The 26339-nt window shown below is 46.7% G+C and carries 27 protein-coding genes and 4 pseudogenes; 22 read left to right on the top strand and 9 right to left on the bottom strand.

All coding sequences use genetic code 11. The annotated features are described in order from the left end of the window. Positions 1-79: 79 nt before the first annotated feature. Positions 80-301 (top strand): alpha/beta-type small acid-soluble spore protein, encoded by a 222-nt coding sequence (locus J2S00_RS12605; protein WP_307340249.1) that lies wholly within the window; start codon positions 80-82, stop codon positions 299-301. Between the two features lie 80 nt (positions 302-381). Here the strand turns inward: J2S00_RS12605 and J2S00_RS12600 are convergent, their stop codons facing one another. Further along, entirely contained in the window at positions 382-1176 is a 795-nt protein-coding gene (locus tag J2S00_RS12600) for an NAD kinase (protein ID WP_307340247.1), read from the bottom strand. A gap of 125 nt (positions 1177-1301) precedes the next feature. Here J2S00_RS12600 and sppA point away from each other — a divergent pair, with 125 nt between their 5' ends. From sppA to J2S00_RS12550, 10 genes are all read left to right on the top strand, one after another. After that, complete coding sequence (gene sppA / locus J2S00_RS12595) at positions 1302-2264, top strand: signal peptide peptidase SppA (RefSeq protein WP_307340244.1); 963 nt, start codon at positions 1302-1304, stop codon at positions 2262-2264. A gap of 12 nt (positions 2265-2276) precedes the next feature. Then, positions 2277-2801: an RDD family protein gene (locus J2S00_RS12590; protein ID WP_307340241.1), complete on the top strand. Its 525-nt coding sequence runs from the start codon at positions 2277-2279 to the stop codon at positions 2799-2801. 172 nt (positions 2802-2973) lie between these two features. Continuing rightward, complete coding sequence (locus J2S00_RS12585; RefSeq protein WP_307340239.1) at positions 2974-3639, top strand: DUF2953 domain-containing protein; 666 nt, start codon at positions 2974-2976, stop codon at positions 3637-3639. Continuing rightward, a complete protein-coding gene (gene ytfJ / locus J2S00_RS12580) occupies positions 3612-4091 on the top strand; it encodes a GerW family sporulation protein (protein ID WP_307340236.1) in 480 nt (159 codons plus the stop codon). Before J2S00_RS12585 ends, ytfJ begins: the two co-directional genes overlap by 28 nt. 99 nt (positions 4092-4190) lie before the next feature. Next, positions 4191-5195, top strand: a complete 1005-nt coding sequence (locus J2S00_RS12575) for a class I SAM-dependent methyltransferase (RefSeq protein ID WP_307340233.1) — start codon at positions 4191-4193, stop codon at positions 5193-5195. Then, positions 5183-6391: an acetate kinase gene (locus J2S00_RS12570; protein WP_307340230.1), complete on the top strand. Its 1209-nt coding sequence runs from the start codon at positions 5183-5185 to the stop codon at positions 6389-6391. Before J2S00_RS12575 ends, J2S00_RS12570 begins: the two co-directional genes overlap by 13 nt. 38 nt (positions 6392-6429) lie before the next feature. Beyond that, positions 6430-7005, top strand: coding sequence for a phosphate propanoyltransferase (gene pduL, locus J2S00_RS12565; protein ID WP_307340228.1), 576 nt, complete (start codon positions 6430-6432; stop codon positions 7003-7005). Positions 7006-7135: 130 nt separating this feature from the next. Further along, positions 7136-8023: an EcsC family protein gene (locus tag J2S00_RS12560; protein ID WP_307340225.1), complete on the top strand. Its 888-nt coding sequence runs from the start codon at positions 7136-7138 to the stop codon at positions 8021-8023. Beyond that, positions 8024-8539 carry a MogA/MoaB family molybdenum cofactor biosynthesis protein gene (locus tag J2S00_RS12555; RefSeq protein WP_307340223.1) on the top strand — a complete coding sequence of 172 codons (516 nt, stop codon included), beginning with the start codon at positions 8024-8026 and terminating at the stop codon, positions 8537-8539. A gap of 167 nt (positions 8540-8706) precedes the next feature. Further along, the gene (locus J2S00_RS12550; RefSeq protein ID WP_307340220.1) at positions 8707-9081 is read left to right on the top strand and encodes an adaptor protein MecA; all 375 of its coding nucleotides are present in this window, start codon (positions 8707-8709) and stop codon (positions 9079-9081) included. A 347-nt stretch (positions 9082-9428) separates the two neighbouring features. Here the strand turns inward: J2S00_RS12550 and J2S00_RS12545 are convergent, their stop codons facing one another. Next, positions 9429-9809, bottom strand: a complete 381-nt coding sequence (locus tag J2S00_RS12545) for an Rrf2 family transcriptional regulator (protein ID WP_307340522.1) — start codon at positions 9807-9809, stop codon at positions 9429-9431. 212 nt (positions 9810-10021) lie between these two features. On the opposite strand from J2S00_RS12545, the pseudogene J2S00_RS19915 reads away from it, so the two are divergent. Together J2S00_RS19915 and J2S00_RS12530 are read left to right on the top strand one after the other, a co-directional pair. Then, positions 10022-11129 (top strand): annotated as a pseudogene (locus J2S00_RS19915) (protein prkA); the annotation flags it as partial. 149 nt (positions 11130-11278) lie between these two features. Continuing rightward, positions 11279-11668 carry a DUF444 family protein gene (locus tag J2S00_RS12530; RefSeq protein WP_307340518.1) on the top strand — a complete coding sequence of 130 codons (390 nt, stop codon included), beginning with the start codon at positions 11279-11281 and terminating at the stop codon, positions 11666-11668. Here J2S00_RS12530 and J2S00_RS12525 read toward each other — a convergent pair. Beyond that, positions 11661-12137: pseudogene (locus tag J2S00_RS12525) on the bottom strand (SpoVR family protein); the annotation flags it as partial. The gene J2S00_RS12530 and the pseudogene J2S00_RS12525 overlap by 8 nt on opposite strands. Continuing rightward, a pseudogene (locus J2S00_RS12520) lies at positions 12137-12445 on the bottom strand (DUF444 family protein). The pseudogenes J2S00_RS12525 and J2S00_RS12520, both read right to left, overlap by 1 nt. An 85-nt stretch (positions 12446-12530) precedes the next feature. Between J2S00_RS12520 and J2S00_RS12515 the strand changes: the two are divergent. The 4 genes and pseudogenes from J2S00_RS12515 (at position 12531) to J2S00_RS12500 (ending at position 15570) form a co-directional block, all read left to right on the top strand. Continuing rightward, positions 12531-13058 (top strand): SpoVR family protein, encoded by a 528-nt coding sequence (locus tag J2S00_RS12515; protein WP_370875873.1) that lies wholly within the window; start codon positions 12531-12533, stop codon positions 13056-13058. A gap of 96 nt (positions 13059-13154) precedes the next feature. Further along, a complete protein-coding gene (locus J2S00_RS12510; protein WP_307340213.1) occupies positions 13155-13298 on the top strand; it encodes a cytochrome c oxidase subunit 2A in 144 nt (47 codons plus the stop codon). 79 nt (positions 13299-13377) lie between these two features. After that, the gene (locus tag J2S00_RS12505) at positions 13378-13848 is read left to right on the top strand and encodes a cytochrome c oxidase subunit II (RefSeq protein ID WP_307340210.1); all 471 of its coding nucleotides are present in this window, start codon (positions 13378-13380) and stop codon (positions 13846-13848) included. A gap of 44 nt (positions 13849-13892) precedes the next feature. Further along, positions 13893-15570: pseudogene (locus J2S00_RS12500) on the top strand (cbb3-type cytochrome c oxidase subunit I). Between the two features lie 92 nt (positions 15571-15662). Here the strand turns inward: J2S00_RS12500 and J2S00_RS12495 are convergent. After that, positions 15663-15845 (bottom strand): hypothetical protein, encoded by a 183-nt coding sequence (locus J2S00_RS12495; RefSeq protein WP_307340209.1) that lies wholly within the window; start codon positions 15843-15845, stop codon positions 15663-15665. 150 nt (positions 15846-15995) lie between these two features. On the opposite strand from J2S00_RS12495, the gene J2S00_RS12490 reads away from it, so the two are divergent. Further along, positions 15996-19718, top strand: coding sequence for a dynamin family protein (locus J2S00_RS12490; RefSeq protein ID WP_307340207.1), 3723 nt, complete (start codon positions 15996-15998; stop codon positions 19716-19718). 133 nt (positions 19719-19851) lie between these two features. Here the strand turns inward: J2S00_RS12490 and J2S00_RS12485 are convergent, their stop codons facing one another. Further along, positions 19852-20661: an MBL fold metallo-hydrolase gene (locus J2S00_RS12485; protein WP_307340204.1), complete on the bottom strand. Its 810-nt coding sequence runs from the start codon at positions 20659-20661 to the stop codon at positions 19852-19854. A gap of 179 nt (positions 20662-20840) precedes the next feature. Continuing rightward, positions 20841-21455: a GNAT family N-acetyltransferase gene (locus J2S00_RS12480; RefSeq protein WP_307340202.1), complete on the bottom strand. Its 615-nt coding sequence runs from the start codon at positions 21453-21455 to the stop codon at positions 20841-20843. Positions 21456-21592: 137 nt separating this feature from the next. Between J2S00_RS12480 and pepF the strand changes: the two genes are divergently transcribed. After that, positions 21593-23413: an oligoendopeptidase F gene (gene pepF / locus J2S00_RS12475; RefSeq protein ID WP_307340200.1), complete on the top strand. Its 1821-nt coding sequence runs from the start codon at positions 21593-21595 to the stop codon at positions 23411-23413. Between the two features lie 54 nt (positions 23414-23467). Here pepF and J2S00_RS12470 read toward each other — a convergent pair whose 3' ends face one another. Next, complete coding sequence (locus tag J2S00_RS12470; RefSeq protein WP_307340197.1) at positions 23468-23746, bottom strand: hypothetical protein; 279 nt, start codon at positions 23744-23746, stop codon at positions 23468-23470. Positions 23747-23838: 92 nt separating this feature from the next. Beyond that, a complete protein-coding gene (locus J2S00_RS12465) occupies positions 23839-24234 on the bottom strand; it encodes a globin domain-containing protein (RefSeq protein ID WP_307340194.1) in 396 nt (131 codons plus the stop codon). Positions 24235-24355: 121 nt separating this feature from the next. Here J2S00_RS12465 and J2S00_RS12460 point away from each other — a divergent pair, with 121 nt between their 5' ends. The 3 genes from J2S00_RS12460 (at position 24356) to J2S00_RS12450 (ending at position 26336) form a co-directional block, all read left to right on the top strand. Continuing rightward, entirely contained in the window at positions 24356-24793 is a 438-nt protein-coding gene (locus J2S00_RS12460; protein WP_307340191.1) for a UPF0738 family protein, read from the top strand. A 102-nt stretch (positions 24794-24895) separates the two neighbouring features. Further along, positions 24896-25525, top strand: coding sequence for a GTP diphosphokinase (gene yjbM / locus J2S00_RS12455; RefSeq protein ID WP_307340188.1), 630 nt, complete (start codon positions 24896-24898; stop codon positions 25523-25525). Positions 25526-25529: 4 nt separating this feature from the next. Continuing rightward, entirely contained in the window at positions 25530-26336 is an 807-nt protein-coding gene (locus tag J2S00_RS12450; protein ID WP_307340184.1) for an NAD kinase, read from the top strand. Positions 26337-26339: the final 3 nt, after the last annotated feature.

Genomic DNA, 26339 nt, shown 5'->3' with positions numbered 1-26339 from the left:
ATTGTACAAGGCCAGGATGCATGGTTTCACTTCCTCCGTTACATGCTAAGACTACACCAGGCAGAGGAGGTGAAACCAAATGGCTCAACAAAACCAAAGAAACAATAACAACAACCAATTGCTTGTACCTGGCGTTGCTCAAGCTTTGGACCAAATGAAAGCTGAAATCGCTCAAGAATTTGGTGTTCAACTTGGTGCTGAAACCACCTCTCGTGCTAACGGTTCTGTAGGTGGTGAAATCACCAAGCGTTTAGTGCGTCAAGCTCAACAACAATTAAGTGGTCAATTTCCTCAACAATAACATGTAAATAGTGATGGATCTTGAAAAGGGCCGGTTCTGCCGGCCCTTTTCCTATTGAAAAATGCTTTGAAATCATGTTTTTACAAGAAGCGCCGTTTCACCTTATCCCAGAACGAATTGGATTTCATTTTTAACGTTTTGATGCGAAAATCAGCCAGTTTGACATCCACCTGCCTGACGGCGCTAAAATTAATCGCTTCGTTATCCATCCCGATCAGTGGATGCTGCAGGCCTTCGTGGGTAATTTTAAGCGTGAGCTGCCGTTTTTCGCCCAAAATGAATGAGGAGCCCAAGGTGCGGTAATCGTTATTGTTGATGGAGGAGATTTCTGAGACTTGAAAACATGGTAATTTAGGGTCAACGACAGCTCCGCCCACTGATTTGTTATATCCGGTACTTCCGGTTGGTGTGGCGATCACCATGCCGTCTCCACGGAAGGTTTCAAAGTGTTCACCGTCGATATACACATCCATGACAAAAGTTTTTAAAATGCTGGAACGAATGGAACATTCATTTAAACAGTAGAACGAACTTGTTTCATTAATGGTACTGTGGATGACAGGGTACCGGCGTACTTCTAAAAGCTCTTTATTCATGGCTTCAAACATGTCATCAATTTTTTTAGCGGAGAAATCGCAATAAAAGCCCAGTCCTTCAAGATGGATACCGACATAGAGGGAATTGGTACGAAAACCCGTATGGCGTACGGCTTGCAAAAAGGTGCCATCCCCGCCGATACTGCAAATAATGTCGGCTTGGTGATGGGTATCCAGGATGGTAAAGCCGTATTCCTGTGAGCGCTCTTTAATGTATTGAGCTGCCCGTTGTGATGGATCATCTTCCCGGTAGTAAAAAAAGACTTTGCGTCGTGGCATGAACCGTCTCTCCTTTGCATCAGCTTTTTATCATGAGAAGTGGACAATCTATGGATTTTATTTCCAACATCCGCTATAATGATATGGATGATGTCTGATAAAATTCAACAGAAAGGGTCGTTGGCATGAGTCGCAAGCGCTGGATTGCTTTGGTTGTGTTTGTTTTATTATTTGGCTTTTATACCTTTTTCCAGACCATTGAAGCACTCCCTGAGATGGGCATCGGAGACCTCGAGTGGAAAGAGGAAGTCTACCAATATGGTGGCCTGGACCGGATTGCCTTATTAGAGGTGGAAGGTGTCATTATGGATCAGACACCGGGAACTTTTTTTACCAGTGTCAATTATAACCATCGCCTGTTTTTAAAGCAATTAAAACATGCGTTCGAAGATGAGACGGTTGCTGCAGTTGTGATGCGAGTCAATTCACCGGGCGGCGGCGTTGTGGAAAGTGATGAAATTTTCCATACCGTCAGAGAGCTGAAAGAAGAATATGATAAACCGTTTGTGGTGTACATGGGCAATACGGCTGCTTCCGGAGGATACTACATTTCTGCTGCGGCAGATAAAATTGTAGCTAACCGTAACACCATAACGGGTTCTATCGGCGTCATCATTAGTACCTATAACATTCATGAACTGGCCGAAAACTGGGGCATCAAAGAAGAATCCATCACCAGCGGACCGTATAAAGATATCCTTTCCCCGATGAAAGAAGTGACCGATGGGGAGCGGGCCATTCTGCAGTCTTTGGTGGATGAAATGTATGATAACTTCGTTGATGTGATTATAGAGGGACGGGGCATGGAGCGTAACAAAGTACTCCAGTTGGCTGACGGGCGTATTTACAGCGGACAGCAAGCCAAGGAACTGGGACTGGTGGATGAACTTGGTTTCTTGGATGACGCCATTGATCACGCTGCTGAGATGGCTGGGATTGAAAATCCGACAGTGATTTCATACAAGACGGGCTGGTCAGCCTTTAATACATTTTTTGTCCGTTTTTCAGGGGCAAATGATTTATTAGGTGTCCGTGAAATCATTAATCACCCGCCAACGCCAAGTCTGATGTATTTGTTAAAGTGGTAAGGGGGCATGAATATGAATCCCAACGAAAATCATAATGAAGCCCAAAACCAAAAGTACTTACTGGAAGATGAAGCTCCGGCGTACCGGTTGGCCGGGTTTTGGATACGTGCGCTCGCCTATCTGGTTGATCTGATTGTCGTTTCTGCTTTGTCTTATCTGCTTGTGACGCCATTCTTCTCCGTGTTCGGCCTTGAAGTGACCTGGCGCGTGTTGACGGTTACTTTCTTCTATATCGGATTGATTGGCAGTCTCTACTTTACGGTGATGACCAAAGTGCTGGGTCAATCCATTGGCAAAATGCTGTTCGGCTTGCGGGTGGTCAAGGCGGATGGCACCCCCCTGGATTGGGGCACCGTCATTTTTCGGGAAGGGGTAGGCCGCTTTTTGGCCCAGTTTGCCTTTCATATCGGTTATATTTGGATCGCCTTTCATCCACAGAAAAAGGGATGGCACGACTATATTGCCGATACTTATGTTGTTTACGATAAAGAGGAAGAGAAGCGCATGCAAATCAGGCTGGGCGTTAGTGAACAGTAAGGTATAACAGAACGCCCTCAGTTACATGTTGGGTGTTTCAATTAAGAATATGTACAAATAAGAAAAAGGCTGTCCGGTGTGGTTGTAACAAAACCAGACAGCTTTTTTGTTTTTCCTGAAATTGAATGTTTTTCCATGGTGACGTCCATACTGGGGCTAGGGGGTAACAGAAATGACCTACGTGCTTGCTACTGTACTGGCCCAGTGCTGTTTCATTCTCATTATGCTGCTGACCCAGCTGCACATTTCTATCCATTTTATACGTCAGGATAAGAATGATTTGCTTAGAACCCAGGTCAGAGCCTGGTTTGGCCTGATTAATTTCAAAAATGAGCTCCAAATTTTCAAATTGGCCAATGATTTATCAGGAATGATCTACCAGGTGGAGGTGGAGAGCGAGGAGCAGCCACAGGATCAAAAAAATTTTAAGATGACACCTGGCGAGATGTTTCAACTCCATCATCGCATCTACAACCTGATTAAACGTATTCATGGTTTGCATGGCATTGTCAAATCATTTTTAAACCGGATCCGGCTGGTCAAAATGGAGTGGCACTCCAGAATCGGCACTGGGTATGCCGATGAAACCGGTATGCTCACTGGAGTGGCGTGGAGCATCAAATCAACATTGGTCGGTTTGTTAAGCGCCTATCTCACCTTGCGTACCGTGCCCCGGATGTATGTTCAACCGCTCTTTCAAGAAAAAAAATTAGAAACGGAATTTACATGTATGATCCGATTTCGATTTGGACATGCTATCTTAGCAGGAATACGAATCCTTCTAAATCTGAGAAAGAGGCGTGATGTAACATGGAAGAACACCCCATTCAAGGCTTAATGAAAACCGCAATGGAAAACCTGAAAGAGATGGTTGATGTGAACACCATTGTCGGTGATCCAGTTGAGACGCCGGATGGCAGTGTCATCCTGCCTGTATCCAAAGTAGGATTTGGTTTTGCTGCAGGGGGAAGTGAATTTGATTTTGATGACCAGACCAGTGCAGCTGGAAATGGTGGCAGCCCGTATGGTAACGGCGGCAACCAAGGTAACGGACAAAAGCTTCCATTCGGCGGGGGCAGCGGGGGCGGTGTCTCCATTACTCCGGTCGCCTTCCTTGTGGTCAATGCCGGCGGAATCAAAATGGTGCATATCGATGGTCAAACCCACTTGTATGACCGCATCCTGGAGTTTGCTCCACAACTAATGGATAAAATTCAAAACATGACGAATAAAAACAAGAAAAAAACATTCGACTCCAAACGGACATCAGCGGATGAATTAGGTTTATAATAGAATTGTGTTGGGTTTGTAAACTCAACACAATTTTCATTTTTTACCTTCACTCCAGACGTTATAATGGGGAGGGACCAGCAGAGGGGAGAGGACGTCATGAACAGTAAGGCGAATACCGAAGTGTTGTTTGAACTCATGGATCAAGGGGCACAATTAATCAAACAGGCACAGGGTAAACCCTATGTGGAAGCCTTAATTGACCTCGGCAAAAGTTTGTTCCAAGGTGAGCCAGTGATTGACGCAGATGAAGAGACAGTTCAAAAACTGGGTCATATCATTAGTCGTTTTGGGACCCTCACTTCAGGACGTGAGGAGATCAGGCGGGCCTTTCAACTGGCCACGCTGAAAGGGATGAAAGAAGGTTCCCTTCCACCCGGCGCCGGACTAACCCCTGACGCTGTGGCTCTCTTGATAGCCCATTTGGCTCAACTTTTTTGTTCAAGAGAGGCACAACAGCCGGAAACAGTTGTAGATTTAGCCTGTGGTTCCGGTAATCTGTTAACCTGTGTACTTAACCATCTACAAGGGAAAACAGAAGGAATCGGTGTGGAAGCGGATCCTGTGCTGGTTCGTTTGGCCTATGTGAATGCCAACTTACAGAAACATTCGATAGAATTCTTTCGCCAGGATGCCTTAAAGCCGGTTTATTTTTCCCGGGTCAACCTGGTGGTGTGCGATATGCCTGTGGGGATCTATCCTGACTATGACAATGCCAAACGGTATGAGCTTTATCGGGATGATCAGGAGAATTTTATCCATCATTTGTTTATAGAGCAAGCCATTCATTTGGCTGACGAGGCCGCATACCTGTTTTTCCTAATTCCCAACCGCCTGTTCACTGAACCGGGTGCTGCCCGGCTGAGGGAGTTGATCACCAGGGAAACCCATATTCAAGCCTTGCTGCAGTTGCCGGACAGCCTGTTCCAAACAGGGAGCATACATAAAAGTATTTTCATTCTGCAAAAAAAAGGAGAAGCTGTGAAGCCACCCCGCCAAACCTTGCTGGCCCAGCTGCCCTCATTTACAAATAAACATCAGCTGGGCAGGGTCTGGGCTCAGATTGAAGAGTGGATCGAGGTGAACAAATCATGCCCAAGATAATGGCCATTAACTGCGGAAGCTCATCGTTGAAATTTCAGCTGCTGCAAATGCCTGAGGAAGAAGTGTTAACTAAAGGTGTCATTGAGAGGATTGGACTGGATGATGGCATCTTAACGATCACTGTTAACGGGGCTAAGAAGAGGGAAAGTGTCGATGTTCCCGACCATCAAGCAGCAGTCACACTGTTATTGGAAAAATTGGTGGAGTACAGGATCATTGACTCTATTGATGACATCGAAGGAGTGGGTCACCGTGTGGTTCACGGCGGCGAACGGTTTCATGATTCCGTCTTAATTGATGAGGATGTGATCAAAGGCATTGAAGCATGTTCCGAGCTTGCACCCTTGCATAATCCGGCCAACCTGGTTGGTATACGGGCCTTTCAAGAGGTTCTGCCCAATGTCCCTGCTGTGGCCGTCTTTGACACTGCTTTTCATCAAACAATGCCGGAACAGTCGTTTTTATACAGTCTGCCTTATGAGTATTACAAAAAATACGGGATCCGTAAATACGGCTTTCACGGGACATCCCATAAATATGTCACCCACCGTGCCGCTGAGATTCTCAACCTGCCTTTGGATCAGTTGCGCCTGATCAGCTGTCATCTGGGCAATGGGGCCAGTATCGCTGCCGTTATGCATGGCAAATCGATTGACACTTCCATGGGCTTTACACCATTGGCCGGTGTGACAATGGGCACCCGTTCAGGTAATATCGACCCTGCTCTTATTCCCTATATCATGAAAAAAACAGGCAAAACAGCCGATGAGGTGGTGTTTGAAGTATTAAACAAAAAAAGCGGTCTATTGGGGGTTTCCGGTATCTCCAGTGACCTTCGGGAAATTGAGGATGAAGCCCAAAACGGCAATCCCCGGGCTGAGCTGGCTTTAGACCTGTTTGCCAGCCGGATTCACAAATATATTGGCAGTTATGCCGCCCGCATGTCGGGGGTGGATGCGATTATTTTTACAGCGGGAATTGGGGAAAACAGTCCCGTGATCCGGGCAAGGGTGTTAAAAGGGCTGGAATTTATGGGTGTATACTGGGATCCTGCCCTTAACCGTATCCGGGGCAGAGAAACGTTCCTCAATTATCCCCACTCACCTGTGAAAGTGTTGGTCATTCTAACGAATGAAGAGGTTATGATTGCCAGAGATACGATGAGGTTAAGCTTTGCACGGACCGAATCAATGTAAATCATCCTGCCATGTCAAACAAAGGAGGAGTAGACCAAATGGAGAACAAAATACCAGTTGGCATTTCCAACCGCCATGTGCATCTGTCCCCCGAACATCTGGAGCAATTGTTCGGCCAAGGGTATGAACTGACTGAACTGAAGCCGCTGTCCCAGCCCGGTCAATTTGCCGCCAAGGAAACAGTCACTTTGGTCGGTCCCAAGGGGGAGATTCCAAAGGTGCGTATCCTCGGTCCCGCCCGCGGCCATTCCCAGGTAGAGATTTCCAAAACCGATTCATTTAAGTTAGGGATCCATCCGCCCGTCCGGGATTCCGGTGACATTGAAGGGACACCAGGGATCAAAATCATTGGACCCAAAGGGGAAGTGGAACTGGACAAAGGTGTGATTATTGCCAGCCGTCATATTCACTTTCATACATCTGATGCGGAAAAATTTGGGGTGAAGGACGGCGACCGGGTGCGTATCCGTACCAGTGGTGAACGGGCTGTTATTTTTGAAAACGTCTTGTGCCGCGTCTCGGATAACTACGCTTTGGACTGTCATCTGGATACAGATGAAGGCAATGCAGCCGGCTTAAAAACAGGAGACTTTGTGGAACTGATTCGTGACTAAAAGGTTCTGGGATGAAAGCAAGAAGCACTGTGATGGGTGCAGACGAAGAAGCCAAGGGGAAAAGTGGATCTCCCTGGCTTTTTTCAGCCGTGCTAATGTTTTATAATGGTACAAAATAGGGGTGAAGGTGATGACGGACTTGGAGCAGGAACGTGAACAATTGCGTGTAGAAATTGAACAATGGCTGGCTGAGCAGACGTATGAATGGGATAACGTCCTTGAGGAGAATGCCTTTAACAAAAACCTGTTAGTCAGTCAGGCGGAACTGAATCACTGGCTGACTCAGTGGTTGAACACACTTCCTGCTGAACAGAAGAAAACGGTTATTGACATCATTGATCACTTGGTGATCTACATATCCAACTTCTTTCACAAGCATTCCAACTGTGAGGAAATTGAACGAAGCATTGTCATGGAAGCCCGGCTGTTTGAGTCCGGCTTATCCAGTTTTGAAGAGATACCCTCTGTGGACTTTTATCGTCTGCAGTATATAGAACAGAAATTCCGCTCCCGTTATCCCTTGTATGCTCTGGTTGAAGGTGGACTGGCGGGATCAGGTCACCCTCTCTTATTGGCCATCGATTTTCCGGCTCTGTTGTCTATTAATCTAAAGATGCTCCATTATGTGGCTAGTACTTATGGTTACTCTTTGAAACACCCCTACGAGCAAATGTTGGTGTTGAAAGTGCTTCATGCTGCGACCCTTCCCCGGCACCACAAGCGGGCAGCCTGGGACTGGCTCATCGAACACCATGTTCATAGGGGACAAGCCCGTGAGCTGACTTTGTTTGATAACGGCCAAACCCTTATTAAGGAGGAGTGGCTGGAAACGCTGGTTAAACAGTGGGTCAAAGCTGTTGTGCTTTACGGATTGAAAAAAACCAGCAAGAAAAACTGGTCTTTAGTTGGCATGGTCTTTGGGGCCAACATGAACTATCAATGGACCAAGCGGGTCGGTCAATTTGCCTCGCTTTTTTACCGTTACCGGTTCTTGGAGGAGAGAAAGGAGGACGTATAGTTGAGCACGGCTGAACACAAGCAGGAGGCCCCCAAACAGGTCACTTGCATGGTGATTACGGTGTCAGACACCCGTACGGAACAAACAGATAAGAGCGGCAAGCTGATGAAGGAATTGCTGAACCAGGAAGGGCACGAGGTTGCGCTTTATACGATTGTCCCTGATGAGCCCGAACGGATTAAGGCAGCCATAGAAGAGGGTCTGTCTCACCCTGAGGTGCAGGTGATCCTTTTGAACGGGGGGACCGGCATTGCCAAGCGGGACACCACCTATGAGACGGTTGCTGCTTTACTTGAGAAAGAAATGCCCGGGTTTGGGGAAATTTTTCGCTATTTAAGCTATACGGAAGATATTGGCTCGGCGGCCATTCTCAGCCGGGCAATTGCCGGTACCTGCCGGGATAAAGCCATTTTTTCCACCCCCGGATCCAGCGGTGCAGTCAAGCTGGCGATGTCCAAAATCATTTTGCCTGAATTGGGCCACGTGGTCCGGGAATTGACTAAAGACAAAACATAAATAAAGCTAAAAATATACCACCGACAAAGATGAACCCTCAGGTCAGTGTGGCAGGCCTCTTCTAAAAATGGGCCTGCTTTTTTATTCAAGATGATTGAAACAAGCCGATTTAGGGTATAACGTTACTAAAGGCAAATTTAACCACGCCGAACGGAGGAGGGTTCATCGTGAATCATGACATGTATTCGTCCAAACTGGAACAACGGCATTTGGTGAACCAACAAACGGAGCCCGTTTCACATAAACAGTACTATTCCTGCGTGTACAAATTTCGGGACATTGAAGATGTGATCAATCTGGCCCACCGGCTGCCCCTGCCTTTTTTCAACAGCAAGCTGATTCGCTATCACCATTTTTACTACTTGTCTGTGATGTACCCTCAGGAGCGGATGATCCGCCGGTACGATTGGGGTGAAAGCATCATCTTGGAATATGGGGAACGAACCAATGAGTCCATTTACCGTTTGGAGGAGTACGGCAAAGTGATTCTGGCCGAAAATGCCATTGCCACCGTGCGGGATTATTTTCATCTATTGGACTAGATGCTATTAAGCTGTTGGGGCTTAACCTTATCTCGATGTTGATCGGGGTAAGGTTGTTTTTTATACCGGTCCTTTTTCATCGTTCTGTTTCTGATAGATTGGTTTTGTAAAATCAGGCCTATTGTCGGGATTAATGCTGCAGAGCCTGTTTAACGGTTTCTTTCAGGGGTGTCTGCTTGCCGATGAGATGCCCTGTGGCTCCGGTCACAACAATTTTCATCCTCCATTCCTTCCTTTCATGAAATTTTTATGAGAGGGTTTGTTTTGTAACCAATGTTGTTACAACAACTGTGAACAAAGGTGGTGTAACGGATTATGTTACAACTCTATGAAAAAAATCAGCCTATTTAAGAGCGTCTTTTTTCGTTAAGCTCGGTTGTCAATTGCGCCAGAGTCACTCCAGCCAGTTTTTGCTCCATTGCCGATTGGGCTTCAAGCATTTTTGTGCGAAGTACCGATTCAATATGGGCGCCTATGGGGCATTCCGGGTTTGGATGGTCATGAAAATTAAATAGTTGGCCACTTTCGACAACTTCTACTGCCTTGTACACGTCGAGCAACGTAATTTCATTCAGTTTCTTTCGCAGGGATGCTCCGCCGGCGCCAGCCCTCACGTCAACCAATCCGGCTTTTTTTAGCTGGCCAATAATTCTGCGAATAATGACCGGATTGGTGTTTACGCTCTCTGCGAACCGGCTCCTTGAAAAACAAGGAGTCGGTTTTCTGATACACCTGGGTAGATTTTCCTTGTCAGATTTTTGGACAAAATATTTTAAAATAGCAAAAAATTTAGTATAATGTAGATACAACTAAATAATATTATGCAAGGTTAGCCGGTCGGTTCTCAATGTTCTTTGGACAAGCTGTGGGGTAGTCATCATGTTAAACAATAGTTTGAGAATGCGGCCGGTCATTTATTTTAAAAAGGAGGCTGGGAGTCATGTCTTTCTTGGAATCACTGGCGAAGTACCAACACAGGGAATCCCAGTTAAGATGGGAGGGCACCTTTGCCGAGTACCTGGACATTGTCAAAGCAGATCCGTCCGTTGCCCAACATGCCCATGCCCGAATCTATCAGATGATCTGTGATGCAGGTGTGGAACATCAAGGCACCCATCAAAAATATAAATTTTTTGAGTCTGAGTTGTTTGGTCTGGAAGAGGCCATTCAAAACCTGGTTGAAGAATATTTTAAACCCGCGGCGGAACGGCTTGATGTCCGCAAACGGTTATTGCTGTTGATGGGGCCGGTCAGCGGAGGGAAATCAACCATCGTCACACTGCTTAAAAAAGGGCTGGAAGCTTACACACGGACTGACCGGGGAAGGGTGTACGCCATTCAGGGCTGCCCCATGCATGAAGAACCGCTGCATCTCATTCCCCATGAACTTCGTCAGGCATTCATGGAGGAGTATCAGGTGCGCATTGAAGGGGATTTGTGTCCGGTATGCCAATTGCGCCTGGAAGAAGAATATAACGGGGATATCATGCAGTTTAAAGTGGAGCGGATTGTTTTTTTCCGAGGCCAAGCGGAGAGGGATCGGTACATTTGCTCCGTCTGATCCCAAGTCACAGGACATTGCTGATCTCACAGGCAGCATAGATTTTTCCACCATTTCCACTTATGGATCGGAATCGGATCCCCGCGCTTACCGCTTTGACGGGGAGTTGAACAAGGCCAACCGCGGTTTGATGGAATTTCAGGAGATGCTCAAATGTGACGAAAAATTTCTGTGGAACCTGCTCTCCCTTACCCAGGAAGGCAATTTCAAAGCTGGGCGCTTCGCCCTTATCAGTGCGGATGAGCTGATCGTCGCCCACACCAACGAAACGGAATATCGCCATTTTATCAGCAATCAGAAGAATGAGGCCCTGCATTCCAGGATGATCGTCATGCGTGTGCCTTACACCTTAAGGGTGAGTGCCGAAGAAAAGATTTATCAAAAGCTCATTGGAGAAAGCAATGTCCATCACGTGCATATCGCCCCCCATGCTCTGTGGGCCACAGCGGTATTCAGCATTTTAACACGGTTGAAACCTTCCAAAAAACAAGGTCATGGGCCCGCTGGGAACCAGCCGGGTGTGGATATGTATGAAGCTGAATTGACGGTGGATGATTTGGCTGAGCTTATTTTTAAGATTTGCAATTGCCCCATTTAAAACCCAAAAAACAACATGATTTAACCTCAGAAGACATTGTGTTTCATGATATCCGCAAAAAGGGGATACTGGGTAATCTGGACAAGCGGCGCACCATCATGGAAAGCTTGAAACGCAATGCCCGGCAGGGCCGGACGGACGTTCAGATCACAGAGGAGGACCTGCGCTTTAAAACATGGCAGGAACAAATGAACCCCTCTTCAACCGCGGTAGTGCTGGCCATGATGGATACGAGCGGTTCCATGGGCACATTTGAGAAGTATATGGCCCGCAGCTTTTACTTTTGGATGGTCCGCTATCTGCGCAGAAAATACAGCCAGGTGAAAGTTGTGTTTATCGCCCATACCACAGAGGCCAAAGAAGTGACAGAGGACCAGTTTTTTACCAAGGTTGAAAGCGGTGGCACCAGATGCTCAGCGGCTGAATAGCTAGACCGGCATCCAGAATCTGCTCCACTGCATCAATGCCATGCTCAAATTCATACTGGCGGAACCGTTTGCTGGTCACAGCCATGCTTTCCAGCATATCACGCTGGGTGGTGTGAAAGTATATGTTGTTTTTAAAAAAATCACTGTGTCCCAGCACATGAGCCGCAATCACCTGATTTTGCAACAAGCTGTTGTTCTCCAGTAAAAAGGCGTAGCAGGGGTTGGAGTTAATCACCAACTCATAAATCTTGGTCAAGTTAAAGTCGTATGCCATTTTCATCCGCTCATAGGCTTTGCCAAAACTCCAGTGGGAGTAGCGGCTGGGCATGCCGTATGCACCGATGGAATATAATATATCGGCCGGGCACAGTTCGTAACGCATTTGAAACGGGTCAAGCCCGAACTGAAGCGCCAGGTCCGTGAGGCGGACAATCTGTTGTTCAAGCCGTTCAAATTCTTCCTCACGCATTACGCCAACCCCCTTTCGTCAATTGAATTGGAGAAGAAGGCTTTAAGCGTGGGATAAACATCTTCCTTCCGCTGCATTTTGCGGCAGATAAAAGACTTGTTCTCCAACTTTTGAAACCGGGTCAAGAGAGAGTTGGACTTGGGATAGGTCTGAATTTCCCCATATCCAACCATATTGCAACGTTCGGCCAGCTCGCCGGCTAATTACAAACAGCGCTCATTATCTTGTTCCCAATTATCTCCGTCAGAAATGTGAAAAGCATAAATATTGTACACATCGACCGGATAACGTTGTTCAATCAAGTCCAAGGCCAATTCATAGCATATCTATCCTTACACGCGTTTTTTCAGCCGGTTGGACAACGATTCATGTGCTGAGAATCAGTTTGCCCAGATGAATGCGGATGTCATTGCTCTTTCACCTTATGGTATTAACCCTTATCATGTGGGACTCTCTATGTTTGAATACCTGGAACGGGAATACGGGCGGGATTTTATCTTTGAGGTGCGTGAGCGGGAGAACGACCTCTCCTTCTTACGCAACTACCTGACCAAACAGATGGTGGAAGAGATGGACCTGTATATTTTTAAGCAGGTTGATCATACGTGGCAAATCACAGATAAGGAATGGGAAAAAGTGAAACAAACATTGATCCAGTCTAAAGTGAACGGCGGTTTCCCGTATATTGTGGTACGGGATGGGGACTATAACCGCAATCGCGAGTTGTATTTGCAACACAGTTATGAAGGAATTGAGCTGGATCCCCATTATATAGAAAAAACATTGCCCATGGTTTACCGCTTATGGGGCAGGCCCGTCCATTTGGAAACGATTGTTGAGGAACAGACCATGCTGTACAGTTGCAACAGCCAAACAGATGAGCCGTTGAGCAAAAAGAAGCTGGATCGAGTCTTCCATTGAGGGCTCGTTTTTTTTCTTTTTACATAATTTCTGTGCTTTTAAGAGACAATAGTAGAGTAAAATGGTATGGATTTCCTTTGGATAGGAGGGAATAGTTTGTCCAAGGTACCATTGAACGAAGTGGATAAACATCATGAGGACAATTTAAAGGGTTCTTTTCTTTTGGTGTTTGTCATTGCCGGGATTATTCTGGTCATGTGGTTTGGCGTTTTTTATTTATATGTGAAGTGGACCCTTTAACGGTGGCGGTCTATTATAACAGGACTAAGGTCTCCCAAGAGGTGCTATCGTTTAATCATCATGAGAAAGGAAGGTTGAGATGGATCTTCCTCGCTATGAACGTATCTGGTTGTGGTTTGGATCAGGTTCACTGCTGTTTTTCCTCGTTGTGACCGGATTTATGGGTGTTTACATGGGGTTGCATCCCGCCGATGGCATGGCCCATACTGTGGAACCGGAACGGGTGGAGGAAGTGGCCCCTTTTGCTGATCCGGGTGTGTATCAAACAGGGCCGAATGAGTTTGAAGCCAGGATTGTATCGTTCATCTTTGGTTATACGCCCAATGAAATCAGGGTTCCGGCAGGTTCTACCGTACACTTTAAGGTCACCAGCAGGGATGTGATACATGGGTTGTTTATCCCTGGAACAAGTGTCAATTTGATGTTGACACCTGGACATATTACCGAATATACCCATCAATTTAAGCAACCGGGAGAGTATCTTATTTTATGCCACGAATATTGTGGCAGCGGACATCATTATATGCAGGGACGTCTGATTGTTGAATAGTTTTGCAGAAAGGAGTACCGACTATGAAAAGGCAGGAAGTGCATATGAATGATTCAACAGCCACTCAAGCCGAGGAACACAACTTTAGAGCGGAAGACAGAAGGATCATTCTGGCTCATATCGGCCTTGCTATTTCAGCTCTCTTAGTGGGGGCACTGGCCGGGTTGTTGCAAACACTGGAAAGAGTTGGATGGATCCAGCTTCCTCGTATTTTTTTGAACTATTATCAACTGCTGACCATCCATGGGGTTTTGCTTGCCCTTGTTTTTACCACATTGTTTATCTTTGGTTATTTGTATGCCGGTTTGGCGCGCACGCTAGGGGGACACTTGACGGCCAATTCCCGCAAGTATGCCTGGATTGGTTTTTACCTGATGGCCATTGGGACAATTTTGGCGATGGTAAAAATGATGACCAATGAAGCTAATGTTTTATACACCTTTTATGCCCCTATGCATGCTTCTCCCTGGTTCTATGTGGGCTTGGCCTTGCTTATCGTCGGCAGCTGGGTGGCCTCTCTGGTCGTGATCATGAACTACTGGCGCTGGAGACGTGCCCACCGGAAGGAAAGTTCCCCGTTGTTTGCCTATATGGCTTGGCTACCGTCATTTTGTGGCTGCATGCCAGTCTTTTCGTGGCCATTGAGGTGGTGGTCCAATTGATCCCTTGGTCTTTCGGATGGGTGGAGAGGGTTAATGTGACACTGAGCAGGACCCTGTTTTGGTATTTTGGCCATGCCCTGGTCTATTTTTGGTTGTTGCCGGCCTATATCTACTGGTATGTTAATATACCACAAATTGTGGGAGGAAAAATTTTCAGCAGCTCCTTGCCCCGGTTAACATTTCTTTTGTTTATCCTCTTCTCGATTCCTGTGGGATTCCATCACCAACTGAATGAACCCGGAATTACATCTTTTTGGAAGTTTGTGCAGGTTATATTGACCATGATGGTTGTAGTGCCCACCTTAATCACAGCCTTTTCCATCTTGGCCACATTTGAATTGGCCGGCAGGGCCAAAGGCACAACAGGGTTATTTGGCTGGGTCAAAAAATTACCATGGACAGATGTGCGCTTCTTTGCTCCACTGGTAGGAATGCTTGTTTTTATTATAGGAGGGGGAGGAGGGATTATTAATGCCAGTTATCAGTTAAACCAGATTGTCCATAATACGTGGTGGGTGACCGGTCACTTTCATATGACCTTGGCCACCAGCGTAGTGTTAACTTATTTTGCCGCTTTATATTGGCTCATCCCGGTTGTCAGAAACCGGGTTCTCACTCCGGCTGTGAACAGATTGGGGATTGTACAGACGGTTGTGTGGGCTTTGGGGATGCTGTTGATGTCTGGAACCATGCACATTGTGGGGTTAATGGGAGCACCCCGGCGCAGCGCATATTTTACTTATAACGACCACCAGACAGCCTTAAGCTGGCTTCCCTATTATGATGTGATTTCCGTGGGAGGTATTCTGTTGTTTGTCAGTGTCCTGTTGGCCGTATTTAATTTCATTTATCTCTGGTTTTTTGCCCCGCAAACAGACAAGACAGCTGAATTTCCCATCGAGTCATCAATGAAAAAGCAGCCGCTCCGCCGCCCATATTGGAACGCTGGTCAGTCTGGATTGGCATCTCCATCGCTTTGTCCGTGATCGCCTACGCGGTTCCCATGTACCATATGATCGTCCATCCTTCACCAGGTTCACTACCGATTCGTCCCTGGTAAAATATTGAACAACAAAAACCGGTTCGTCCACAGTGTCAATCCGTGGTCAGAACCGGTTTTGTGCAGTATAACCAACACATTCATTAAGCAAGTTACGATTGTGAATTGCCCCCAACTTTTTTCCAGCCTTTTTTAATCTCTGAGTTACGGATGACAGAAACTTCCCCTTTTTTGCTGACGAATGGCCTGACAATGGCCTGAACGATGGTACCTAAAAAGGCGGTCATACCGATAATCAACACGCCTAAAATAGCCAGGTCAATGAAAAAATCCATCCAACTCACCCCTTACATTCACAATTGTACCTGACAGAAACGAATTTGAAAAGGGCTCTGGACAGGAAATGCCCAAAGCGTGATAATATAAAGAAATATTAAAGTTAAAAAATTGACACATTCAGCATCAAACACAGAGGGAGAGGACCCATGAGTGCTATTAGTGTTGAATCACCACAGGTTAAACAGATAGATAAAGCAGTAGACAGACTGAAAGAGCAGTTGTTGGAGACGGGTGACAAGGAAACGGTCCACAAGCTGGACGCATATTTAGAGAAGTGGCAGGAGCAAACCCTGCATATTGGTTTTTGCGGGTTATTTTCGGCCGGAAAATCAACCATGATTAACACCTTGCTGGGAGAAGCGTTACTCCCCTCCAACCCTATCCCCACCAGTGCCAATGTGGTGGCCATTCGCTATGGAGAGCCTCGAGCCGTTATTTATCTCACTTCAGGTTCCCTGCTGACGTTAGACCTTGACCGTTTGGAAGAATGGAAAACGTTTTGTACAAACGGGGATGAAGCCGAGCGGGTGGACATTTTTTATCCCCATCCATTATTGGCCAAAGGTGTGACTTTGCTGGATACGCCCGGGGTAGATTCAACAGACCCCAGACACCAGTCGGCGACTGAAGCGGCGTTGCACTTGGCTGATGTCGTGGTGTTTGTAACAGATTATCATTATGTTCAGTCTGAAGTGAACTTTTCCTTTGTCAAGCGCTTAAAAGAGCAAGGTAAGTATCTTTATCTTGTGGTGAACCAAATTGACAAGCACCAGGATCCGGGGGGAGATCTTGGGGAGTACTTGTCCAGATTGTATAGCGGAATAAGAGAATGGGGGCTGGATGTTGACGGGCTGTTATGCACCTCGTTGAAACAGACTGATCACCCGTTCAACATGCTGGAACAGCTGCAGCAAGTGCTGGATAAGGTCAGTGAGCATAAACACTATCTGTTGGCCAGGCATTTCAAACACGGACTAGAGCTTCTCTTGTCACAACACCGGGAATACCTGTTGGAAAAACAGGGTGACGAGCGGGAGAGCATCCAAGACCAGCTGGATCAGCTTTTCGCAACACTGGGTGATGACGGTGCTGCTCGTTATCAAGCTTACCTTGAGGCCCGGGAAGCGCCACAGCGCGCACGACAGCACCTGGAAGCGGCTGTCCAGGATATTTTAAAAAATGCCATCATCACGCCCTATGTGACCACCCAATTGGCCCGGGAGATGATTGAAAGTTACCAAGAGGATTTTAAAGTGGGCTGGTTGTTTTCTGCTAAAAAAACAGAACAAGAGCGCCAGCGCCGCGTGGCAGCGTTTTATGCGGACTTGACGCAACGGGTTCAGGCACAGATTGAATGGCATTTAAAGGATGTGATCCGGAAAAGTCTGGCTGAATATAGGATCGATAATCAGCATCTCTCTACGGAGCTCCTGGATTGGCAGCTGACAGTGCCACAGGAGTGGGTGACCAGCCTCATTCGTACCGGCGGAGTTTCCCGGGATTATGTCTATGTCTATCTGGACGAATTAAAACAAAAGATTCACAGTTTGTACCGGCAACAAATGACCCAGGTGACAGACCGGCTGGAACGTTATCTGGACGAGGACAGAACAAACAGATTTGAAACGCAGCAGCCCGAACTTGCGGACTGTTTCCAGATGTTAATGGCTGCAGGAGAACAGCTTCTCCAGTTAGATGCTGAAGTTGACGCCCAAATGGAACAGTATAAACAGACCATCGCTGCCATTACGCTGCCGCACCTTCCGGCTGAACAAGAAGCAGCTGTCAACCTGCAACTGATGGTAAAGCCAGCTTTAGGGGTGAGCGATGGGACTGGAAAGGGCACAGGCAGAGAGCGGGAACAACAACAAGGCTCTCGGGATAAATCAGCCAGCCTGAAGCAAACTAGGGTGTCCCAGACACCTTCCCCTGACAAGGGATCCGCGGCATACAGGGCTGCAGCGGACCAAGGAGCCCATGATCCAGGGACGGCATTGCCGATTCATCATTTTGACACTTTGGCCGCTTATTATGAACAGGGGGCTGAGATACTAAAACAAGTGCCCCATTTGGACAATGTGGCCCGTGAATGGCAAGTGAAGGGACAACGCCTGAAGGAGCGGCGATTCCGCGTCTGTTTATTTGGCGCATTTAGTGCGGGCAAGTCATCTTTTGCCAACGCCCTTTTGGGAGGGCCTATTCTACCGGTCTCCCCTCACCCAACAACAGCAGCCATAAACCATATTGTACCTCCCACAGATAAACATCCGGATGGTACCTATGTGGTGCGCATGAAATCAGGGCAGCATATTGAGCGGGAAATTGAGATTTGCCTTGAAAGGCTGAACTTAAAACGGATGGACGACATGAGCCACACTTTGAGGCAAGTGCACAACATTGATCCGTCCTCCTTGCGGACGTCACTCAGGAGCTATTACGCGTTTCTCAAAGCGTGTGCCAAAGGCTGGGAAACGGTCAAAGACAATCTGTCCAAAGTGTTTGTGGTCGGTCACGAGCAATATACACACTATGTAGCTGATGAGCGCTTGGCCTGTTTTGTCCAGGATATTACAGGGCACCTGGATTCACCTTTAACCCGCTTGGGGTTGGAGATCATTGACACGCCTGGGGCGGATTCAATCCATACCCGCCATACCGACGTAACCTTCAACTTTCTCAAGCAGGCGGATGTCATCATCTATCTCACTTACTATAATCATGCCTTCAGCCGCGCTGACCGTCACTTTCTGGACCAATTGGGCCGGGTGAAAGAGCACTTTGCCTTGGATAAAATGTTTTTTGTGGTCAATGCCGCTGATCTGGCTGCTTCAGAAGAGGAACTTTCAGCCGTGCTGCAGCATGTGGAACACCAATTGCTGCAATCAGGGATCCGTTTTCCCAGGCTGTTCCCTGTCTCCAGCCTCCGTGCCATAGAGGGCAGGGATGAAGGATTTGAGCAATTCAAATCCGCCTTTTTCTCTTTCCTGCACCATGAGTTAGCCGAAGGTGTCAAAGCTCAGGTTAAAGCTGATCTCCAACACGGTTTCCAATTGCTGCAAGACCTGAAACAGGAAACAGAACAGGCGAAGGAGAGCAAAGAAGAGAAGAAGGCATTGTTGCTGGCTTTGGGAAACACGTGGCGCGAGAAGCTGGAGAAGGCAGCGTATGACTCATGCTTGGTTGAATTGCAGAAAGAGATTGCCGAACAACTGTATTACGTGAATCAGCGTTTGTTCTTTAATTTTAAGCAGTATGTGGATGAGGCGTTTCATCCGGGGGTTTTATCTGACCGCACCAATATCAAGGCAAAGCTGAAGCAATGCCTGGAGGAATTGTTATTTTCCCTGTTCAGCCAGCTCCAGGATGAACTGAAAGCTGCCGGATTGAGAATAGAAAATCTGTTCAGTCAGTTGCTGAACCGGGAGTGCGAGCAGTGGGTAATAAGGTTGAAGCAAGAGGGATTGAGTGTCAACCAGGATCCGGCCGTTAACGATCGCCCTTCACAACCTCCTCTGGAGAAAAATTGGAGCATATTGGACGATAAGGCCCTGGCTCAGGCTTTGAAACACTACAAGCAGCCCAAACAATTTTTCGAGCAAGGCGGAAAAGAAAAACTGCGTGAAACACTTGAATCGGCATTAAAAGAGATGGTGAGCCGCTACCTTGATCAGGTCCAAGTAAAGTGGATCAACTACTATGAACAAGAATGGCACCACGCCGAACAGGCCATGGCTGCCGGCTTGCAGGAGGCTTTGCAAGTTGTTATTGAGGGGCGTTTAGCTGCGATTGGCGGCGAGCTGTCGGTAGAACAACTGAACCACTTGATTGAACGCTATGCCCAGCTTTTGACACAACTTAATTCAGATTAATAGTATCATGGGAATCATAAGGCACAATAATGTTGAAAATGAAACGGCCCGTCCTTTTTCCCGGCTTCCGGCACACCGGGAAAAAGGGGCGGGCTTACTTGTTGGATCCCTTATGTTGCTTTAACAGGATAATTTAGCTGACCTTGAGCGGTGAACCATATTCGTCAATGATATGTTTCACCATGTTATAAGAAGAAAATTCCCCCATCGTCAAGTAATGGTTCCAGTCCGGCTTGGGATTGATTTTTTCTTTAATCTCTTGGATGCTCATGCCTTGCCGGTAATAATCAAGCACTTGCTCAATCAGTTCTTCCAGATAGGCCTTCTTTTCCCTGAAAGCCTGATAGCCATTTTTGACGCGGCCGGCATGGGCGCAATAGACTTCTTCAAAGTCGTACGTTAACAGCGTGTTAATGGAATCAAGCATCTGCTTGACCGACTCATCGCGCAAACTGTACTTGATCACTTTGGAGACAAACAGATCACCGCTGAATAAAATGCCGTGATTAGGCTCCAGGAGACTAATATGATCCTGGCAGTGGCCCGGAGTATCAATCACCTTAAACTTAAACCGGTCTGTCTCCAGTTCATTGCCAACCTCAACCCCCTGTACGGCTTCCATTTGTCCCCAGGCCAGCTTACGATACATGGGGATGGAAGGAGGTGCTTCCAGAATGCGTTTCGTTTGCGGATGCATGTAAACCGGCACCTGTTTGGCACGCTTCAGCCAGCCTGCACATCCCGAGTGGTCTTCATGGTGGTGGGTTAAGACGACCTGTGCGATGGACTCGGCTTTAAAATAATCTTTTAAAGTCTGTTTTAAGATGGGTGCGCCTGTATCCACCAATAATCCGTCAATCAGGAAAAAGGAAACAGTAAGCGGGAAGCGTTTGTGAAACAATTGGCCTTGAACCACATCACCGTGTTGAGATATCTTCAGCATGGTTAATCTCCTCTATCCATTTTACTTACATCATCAAGATTCCTTACTTTATTAATCAAAATTCGTCCCCGTTTGGATAAGAATTTGCTTCGAGTGAATGGTCATTCATTTTTAGTATAGCATAAGAGTGACAGGATGTCATTTCCATTTTACTTGCCATGAAGGGTACTGTGTTTCCCCTACACCTGTGGTTGATCGGGATCATGATCATCTCCCTGCTCAAGGTAGTGTACCTGCTGTTCCGGAGCATCAGGTGTGTACTGGATCAGCTTTTCCGGATCAGGCTCCCAACGGTCAAAGTACTCCTCATACTGGTAGTGATGAATATCTTCATAAGCCTTAACCATTTGCTCGCGGATGACTTCCTCGTCTACTTCCCCTTGTGGAGACCAATAGTACAGCTCCATGCGGTTCAGCTCAGGGGAAGTTTCACCTACGTCCCTGTAATAGCGGATATGTTCCGTTCGTTTAAACCCATTGGAAAGGTAAAACCGTTCCCGTTTGACCGTATCGGGATCATCTTCATCCACCGGTTCCACTTCTAAGATAATCGTCTTTCCTTTCGCCTTCAGTTCTTCTAACAGGCGCTGCCCAATGCCTTGCCCACGCTTCTCTTTATCCACCAGAATGTAATCTACAAAAATAAAATCGGAGTATTCGCCATATAACATAATATAGCTGTCTGTCTCTTCTTTTTTGTAATGGGGATTTTGCTTCAGCAAAGCTTCCATTTGTTCTTTCTTTTTCATTTCCTCAGGGGGGAAATATTGCCTCAATTTTTGGTACCAACCCATGCGCATGCCTCCCTGTTCAGTCATTTTCCATTCTTAGTATGTCGTTTTGCCAAATGTTTAACCCTTTGCAGGATTTTAGGGAACAATAAAGAAATAAAATGGGAACCATATCCCAGTTGAAAAAGGAGGATGTTGCCATGGCTGAAGAACAAAAGAAAAGCGGCCAGTTACCCAACCGTTCCGAACTGGACCCGAAGTATACGTGGGATTTAACCCAAATTTTTAAATCAGATGAGGAATGGGAGCAGGCTTTTAAAGAGGTAAAAAACCTTCTGCCTCAAATCAAAGGGTATGAGGGGCGCTTGATGGAGTCGGCCGATACACTGTTGGAAGCATTGCGGAAAAGAGACGAGATAGGCCAAAAACTGGGCAAGGTCTATGTCTATGCCCACCTCAAAAAGGATGAAGATACCACCAATTCCAAATATGTGGCCTTTGATAACCGGGCCTCCAGCCTGTATGTGGAGGTTTCCAGCGCTTTGTCCTATTTTTCACCGGAAATTTTAAGTGCCGATGAAACTGCCGTTCGGTCCTATGTGCAAGAGAATGAGGCATTGCAAGTATATGCACACTATCTGGATGAGCTTTTACGTCAGCAAGAGCATACGCTTTCCTCCCCAGAAGAAGCGATCTTGGCCCAGGCCGGGGAGCTGGCCAACGCCCCCAGCGATATTTTTACCATGATTAATAACGCCGACATGAAGTTCCCCACAATTACGGATGAAGATGGGGAGGAGAAGGAATTAACCCACGGGCGGTATATCCAGTTCCTGGAGAGTAAGGACCGCCGGGTGCGGCAAGACGCCTTCAAGGCCATGTATGACACGTTTAAGAAACAAAAAAATACCTTGGCTGCCACGCTTAATGCCAATGTGAAAAAAGATATTTTTTATGCACGGGTGCGTAAGTATCCGTCGTCCCTTGAGGCTTCTCTTGATAAGGACAATGTACCGGTTCAGGTCTATGAGAACCTGATTGCTGCCATTCATGAAGCACTTCCTGTTTTCCAACGTTATATGAAATTGCGCAAGAAGGCGCTCGGGCTTGATGAGCTGCACATGTATGATATCTATGTTCCGCTTGTACAAGATGTGGAGATGAAGTATACATATGAACAGGCCAAGCAACTGGTACGTGACTCCCTGCAACCGTTAGGAGAAGAGTATCTGGCCGTTGTTGACGAAGGATTTAACTGCGGTTGGATCGATGTTTTTGAAAATGTGGGTAAACGAAGCGGGGCGTATTCCAGCGGCACTTATGGCACTCCGCCTTACATTCTGCTCAATTTCCAGGACAATCTGGATAACGTATTTACTTTAACCCATGAGATGGGCCATTCGGTGCACAGTTATTTTTCACGGAAAGAACAGCCGTATATCTATTCGGATTATACTATCTTTGTGGCTGAAGTGGCCTCAACGCTGAATGAAGCCCTGTTGACCCACTATTTGTTGCAGAACATGGATGATCCCAAGCAGCGCATGTATATCTTGAATCATTATTTGGAAAGCTTCAGGGGTACTGTTTTCCGGCAGACCATGTTTGCTGAATTTGAGAAACTGATCCATGAGAAAGTGGAAGAAGGAGAAGCACTGACAGCTGACCGTCTTTCCGAACTGTATTACGCTTTGAACCAGACCTATTTCGGCGAAGATGTGGTGGTTGATGAAGATATTGCCATGGAGTGGGCCCGCATCCCCCATTTCTATTACAACTTCTACGTGTACAAATATGCCACAGGATTTGCTGCGGCCACTGCGTTAAGCCAGCAGATTTTGAATGAAGGGGCACCGGCTGTTGAACGGTACTTGTCGTTTCTGAAGAGCGGGGGCTCCGATTACCCCATTGAACTGTTGAAAAAAGCCGGTGTGGATATGACCTCACCGGAGCCGGTCCGCCAAGCCTTAAACGTGTTTGAAGGGACGTTAACGGAGCTGGAGGATCTGCTTCTAAGATAAGCTATACCATAAGGGGCTGTCCCTTGGTAGTACGGACAGCCCCTGCTTCGTTTTTTATAGGTGCAGCTTTTCTTTGATCAGCGCCACATCGGCTTCCACCCTGTCCAGACGGACAACAGTGCTGTCCTGGCGCCGTTCCATTTGCATCAGAGGAAATAATGATTGTTCAATATTTCCCATCCTGTTTTGTGTATCCTGTTTGAACTCTGTCATTTCCTGTTTGAGATGATCCACTGATTGGATTAATTCAATCACTTTCGTATTGGTGGTGCCAACAATACCGATCAAGTCACTTACCATTTTTTCCAGACGATCAAACCGTTCTTCAGTCATGCTTTTCCCCCCTCATTGGCTTGTTTTATTACTCTTTTAGCCTTGTCAATGTTGATAGCTCCATCGTAGCCTATCTGAGGAAACATGGCAGCTTAATTTTCTTGTTCTGGGGTATTAATCATATGCTGGGCCGTGTAAGTCAAACGCATCATCATCTCCTGTTTGATATGATCCTCAAGACCAAGCTCGTCCAGCGTTTCCTGCATGCAGGCCAGCCATGCTCTTGCACGTGTGGGAGTAATAGGGAAGCGCAGATGGCGGGCTCTTAGCATGGGATGCCCGTAGGCTTGGTTATACAAATCAGGTCCGCCAAAAAACTGGCTTAAGAACTTAAACTGTTTTTCTTTGGTCAAGGTAAAATCATCGGGAAAAATAGGAGCCAGATCGGGGTGACGGGCCACTTTGTCATAGAAGACTTCAACCAGTTGTTGCAGTGTTTTTTCCCCGCCTAGACGGTGGTACAAGGATTCTTCCAAGGGTTGTTTCATAAACATTCTTCCCTTCCTGTTTTCTGATCACTGGAGTAGACAAGCTGTCCTTAAGCTCCGAGCAAGTAAAGGACATTTTAAGCCGATATCTGTTAGAATAAATGATGAAGGAGGAATGAGTATGAGTCAAGAGCAGCGATATATCATTGAACGCATTGAATCGAAAAATAAGTTTATGGCCCTGTGTTTTTTTAAAGATGAAGTTTATAACCAATTGAATGAACAACAAGAAGTCCAACCTGTGGAACGGGTCTTGATGGATTCTGATCATAAACAGCTGATCTATGTCATAGAGATAGATGGTCAGTGGCAATACATACGTTTTCCGCTTTCTTTGTGGCGAACGATTGACGGTGTGCTGGTTGGTGAACAGGATGTGTTTTTGGTCTTATCTGTGACGGAGGATGGTTCCCCATACCGCAGCATTCCCTTAAAAAAATTTCATGACGAGTGCGTGGAGCTGATCCGTAATATGCGAGGCAATGCCAACTATGGGGAGGATATGGCTGATCTGGTTGAAGAACATTTTTCTCAAACCATCAGCACATTGCTCAGTTGATCATGGCCAAGCTGATGCCAGCCTGGGCTGAATGAGCAAGATGCTTATTTGGTGTGAAGATTGTATCTTGCCGAAAAAGAATGTGGGTTAGGGGGGTACCAGATGCAAATCAACTGGGAAAAAGAATTGATCCCCTTTCATCAAGCGGTGGAAGAGTTGAAGATTAAGTTTAAGGGCATCCGTGAAGAATATGTCAGCATGGGTATTCATTCACCTATTGAATTTGTCATGGGACGAGTGAAGCCAGTGCCTAGTATTTTGCAAAAAGCGGCCAGAAAAAACATCCCTGAAGACCAAATTTTAAAACGGATGAAAGATATCGCGGGAATTCGCATTATTTGCCAGTTTGTGGATGACATTTATACTGTCGTTAAACTGATTAAACAACGCAACGATTTAAAAGTGCTGGGAGAAAAAGATTATGTCCGTGAGCAAAAAGAGAGTGGTTACCGCAGTTATCACATTGTGATTGAATATCCGATTCATACCGTTTCCGGCCCGCGACATATTTTGGTGGAAATCCAAATTCGCACCTTAAGCATGAATTTCTGGGCCACTATTGAACATTCTCTTAATTATAAGTATGGAGGAGAAATCCCCACGCATATTCAAAAACGCCTGCAACGGGCAGCTGAAGCTTCGTTTCTCTTAGATGAGGAAATGTCTAAAATCAAAGATGAGATTCAGGAAGCTCAAAAAGCTTTTGCTAAAAAGAACACCAGAAACAGGTGAGATGATGAGGTTTACGATTATATCCCGTGGAGATACATTGTCCAACCAACTGAAAGAGGAATTGGTTCGCCGCTTAACCGAGGCTAAGTGGGTGGAAGATGGGGGGAATCCCATGCTCATTATCAGCGTGGGAGGAGACGGTACCATGCTGGAGGCCTTTCACCGTTATGTACATCATGTAGCCAGAGTGGCTTTTGTGGGCGTCCATACCGGGCGCCTCGGTTTTTATGCCGACTGGCGCCCGGAAGAGCTGGACCTTTTGGTCACTTCCATCACCAAAGGTTCCGTGGATGAGCAGGGAGTCATGGATATTGTTGCTTATCCTTTGCTGGAAGTGACAGTGGTTCATGGGCAGGGCCAACGTTCCAGACACCTTGCGCTTAACGAATGCACAGTAAAGACAACCGAAGGGTCACTGGTGATGAACCTGGAAGTGAACGAGGATCACTTCGAAACATTCCGCGGGGATGGACTATGTATCTCTACCCCTTCGGGAAGTACCGCTTACAATAAAAGTTTAGGTGGGGCCATTGTCCATCCTTCTCTGGCTTCCATTCAAATTACGGAAATGGCCTCTATCAATAACCGGGTCTACCGCACCATCGGATCTCCCCTGATTTTACCGGCCCATCATACGTGTTTGTTGAAGCCGCAAAATGATGTCGCTTATCAGGTGACCATTGACCATCTGTCTTTGATCGAGAAGCATGTGGAGTATATCCGGCTCAAGGTGGCTAAGGAACGGATCCGCTTTGCCCGCTTTCGCCCCTTTCCTTTTTGGAAGCGGGTGCGGGAGTCGTTTATAGACTAGTGG

Origin of the sequence: Caldalkalibacillus uzonensis (assembly GCF_030814135.1) — a bacterium.
GTDB classification, from domain to species: Bacteria; Bacillota; Bacilli; order Caldalkalibacillales; family Caldalkalibacillaceae; genus Caldalkalibacillus; species Caldalkalibacillus uzonensis.
This window is presented reverse-complemented; position numbering and strand designations above follow the sequence as displayed.

What these genes read in the sequence shown, in the direction of transcription:
- J2S00_RS12465 (WP_307340194.1), bottom strand. Translation starts at nt 24,234, where the DNA reads ATGAAACAACCCTTGGAAGAATCCTTGTACCACCGTCTAGGCGGGGAA.
- J2S00_RS12515 (WP_370875873.1), top strand. Translation starts at nt 12,531, where the DNA reads ATGAATGCGGATGTCATTGCTCTTTCACCTTATGGTATTAACCCTTAT.
- J2S00_RS12605 (WP_307340249.1), top strand. Translation starts at nt 80, where the DNA reads ATGGCTCAACAAAACCAAAGAAACAATAACAACAACCAATTGCTTGTA.
- J2S00_RS12490 (WP_307340207.1), top strand. Translation starts at nt 15,996, where the DNA reads ATGAGTGCTATTAGTGTTGAATCACCACAGGTTAAACAGATAGATAAA.
- pepF (WP_307340200.1), top strand. Translation starts at nt 21,593, where the DNA reads ATGGCTGAAGAACAAAAGAAAAGCGGCCAGTTACCCAACCGTTCCGAA.
- J2S00_RS12495 (WP_307340209.1), bottom strand. Translation starts at nt 15,845, where the DNA reads ATGGATTTTTTCATTGACCTGGCTATTTTAGGCGTGTTGATTATCGGT.
- pduL (WP_307340228.1), top strand. Translation starts at nt 6,430, where the DNA reads ATGGAGAACAAAATACCAGTTGGCATTTCCAACCGCCATGTGCATCTG.
- J2S00_RS12485 (WP_307340204.1), bottom strand. Translation starts at nt 20,661, where the DNA reads ATGCTGAAGATATCTCAACACGGTGATGTGGTTCAAGGCCAATTGTTT.
- ytfJ (WP_307340236.1), top strand. Translation starts at nt 3,612, where the DNA reads ATGGAAGAACACCCCATTCAAGGCTTAATGAAAACCGCAATGGAAAAC.
- J2S00_RS12585 (WP_307340239.1), top strand. Translation starts at nt 2,974, where the DNA reads ATGACCTACGTGCTTGCTACTGTACTGGCCCAGTGCTGTTTCATTCTC.
- J2S00_RS12450 (WP_307340184.1), top strand. Translation starts at nt 25,530, where the DNA reads ATGAGGTTTACGATTATATCCCGTGGAGATACATTGTCCAACCAACTG.
- J2S00_RS12480 (WP_307340202.1), bottom strand. Translation starts at nt 21,455, where the DNA reads ATGGGTTGGTACCAAAAATTGAGGCAATATTTCCCCCCTGAGGAAATG.
- J2S00_RS12575 (WP_307340233.1), top strand. Translation starts at nt 4,191, where the DNA reads ATGAACAGTAAGGCGAATACCGAAGTGTTGTTTGAACTCATGGATCAA.
- J2S00_RS12600 (WP_307340247.1), bottom strand. Translation starts at nt 1,176, where the DNA reads ATGCCACGACGCAAAGTCTTTTTTTACTACCGGGAAGATGATCCATCA.
- J2S00_RS12460 (WP_307340191.1), top strand. Translation starts at nt 24,356, where the DNA reads ATGAGTCAAGAGCAGCGATATATCATTGAACGCATTGAATCGAAAAAT.
- J2S00_RS12590 (WP_307340241.1), top strand. Translation starts at nt 2,277, where the DNA reads ATGAATCCCAACGAAAATCATAATGAAGCCCAAAACCAAAAGTACTTA.
- J2S00_RS12505 (WP_307340210.1), top strand. Translation starts at nt 13,378, where the DNA reads ATGGATCTTCCTCGCTATGAACGTATCTGGTTGTGGTTTGGATCAGGT.
- sppA (WP_307340244.1), top strand. Translation starts at nt 1,302, where the DNA reads ATGAGTCGCAAGCGCTGGATTGCTTTGGTTGTGTTTGTTTTATTATTT.
- J2S00_RS12570 (WP_307340230.1), top strand. Translation starts at nt 5,183, where the DNA reads ATGCCCAAGATAATGGCCATTAACTGCGGAAGCTCATCGTTGAAATTT.
- J2S00_RS12560 (WP_307340225.1), top strand. Translation starts at nt 7,136, where the DNA reads ATGACGGACTTGGAGCAGGAACGTGAACAATTGCGTGTAGAAATTGAA.
- yjbM (WP_307340188.1), top strand. Translation starts at nt 24,896, where the DNA reads ATGCAAATCAACTGGGAAAAAGAATTGATCCCCTTTCATCAAGCGGTG.
- J2S00_RS12470 (WP_307340197.1), bottom strand. Translation starts at nt 23,746, where the DNA reads ATGACTGAAGAACGGTTTGATCGTCTGGAAAAAATGGTAAGTGACTTG.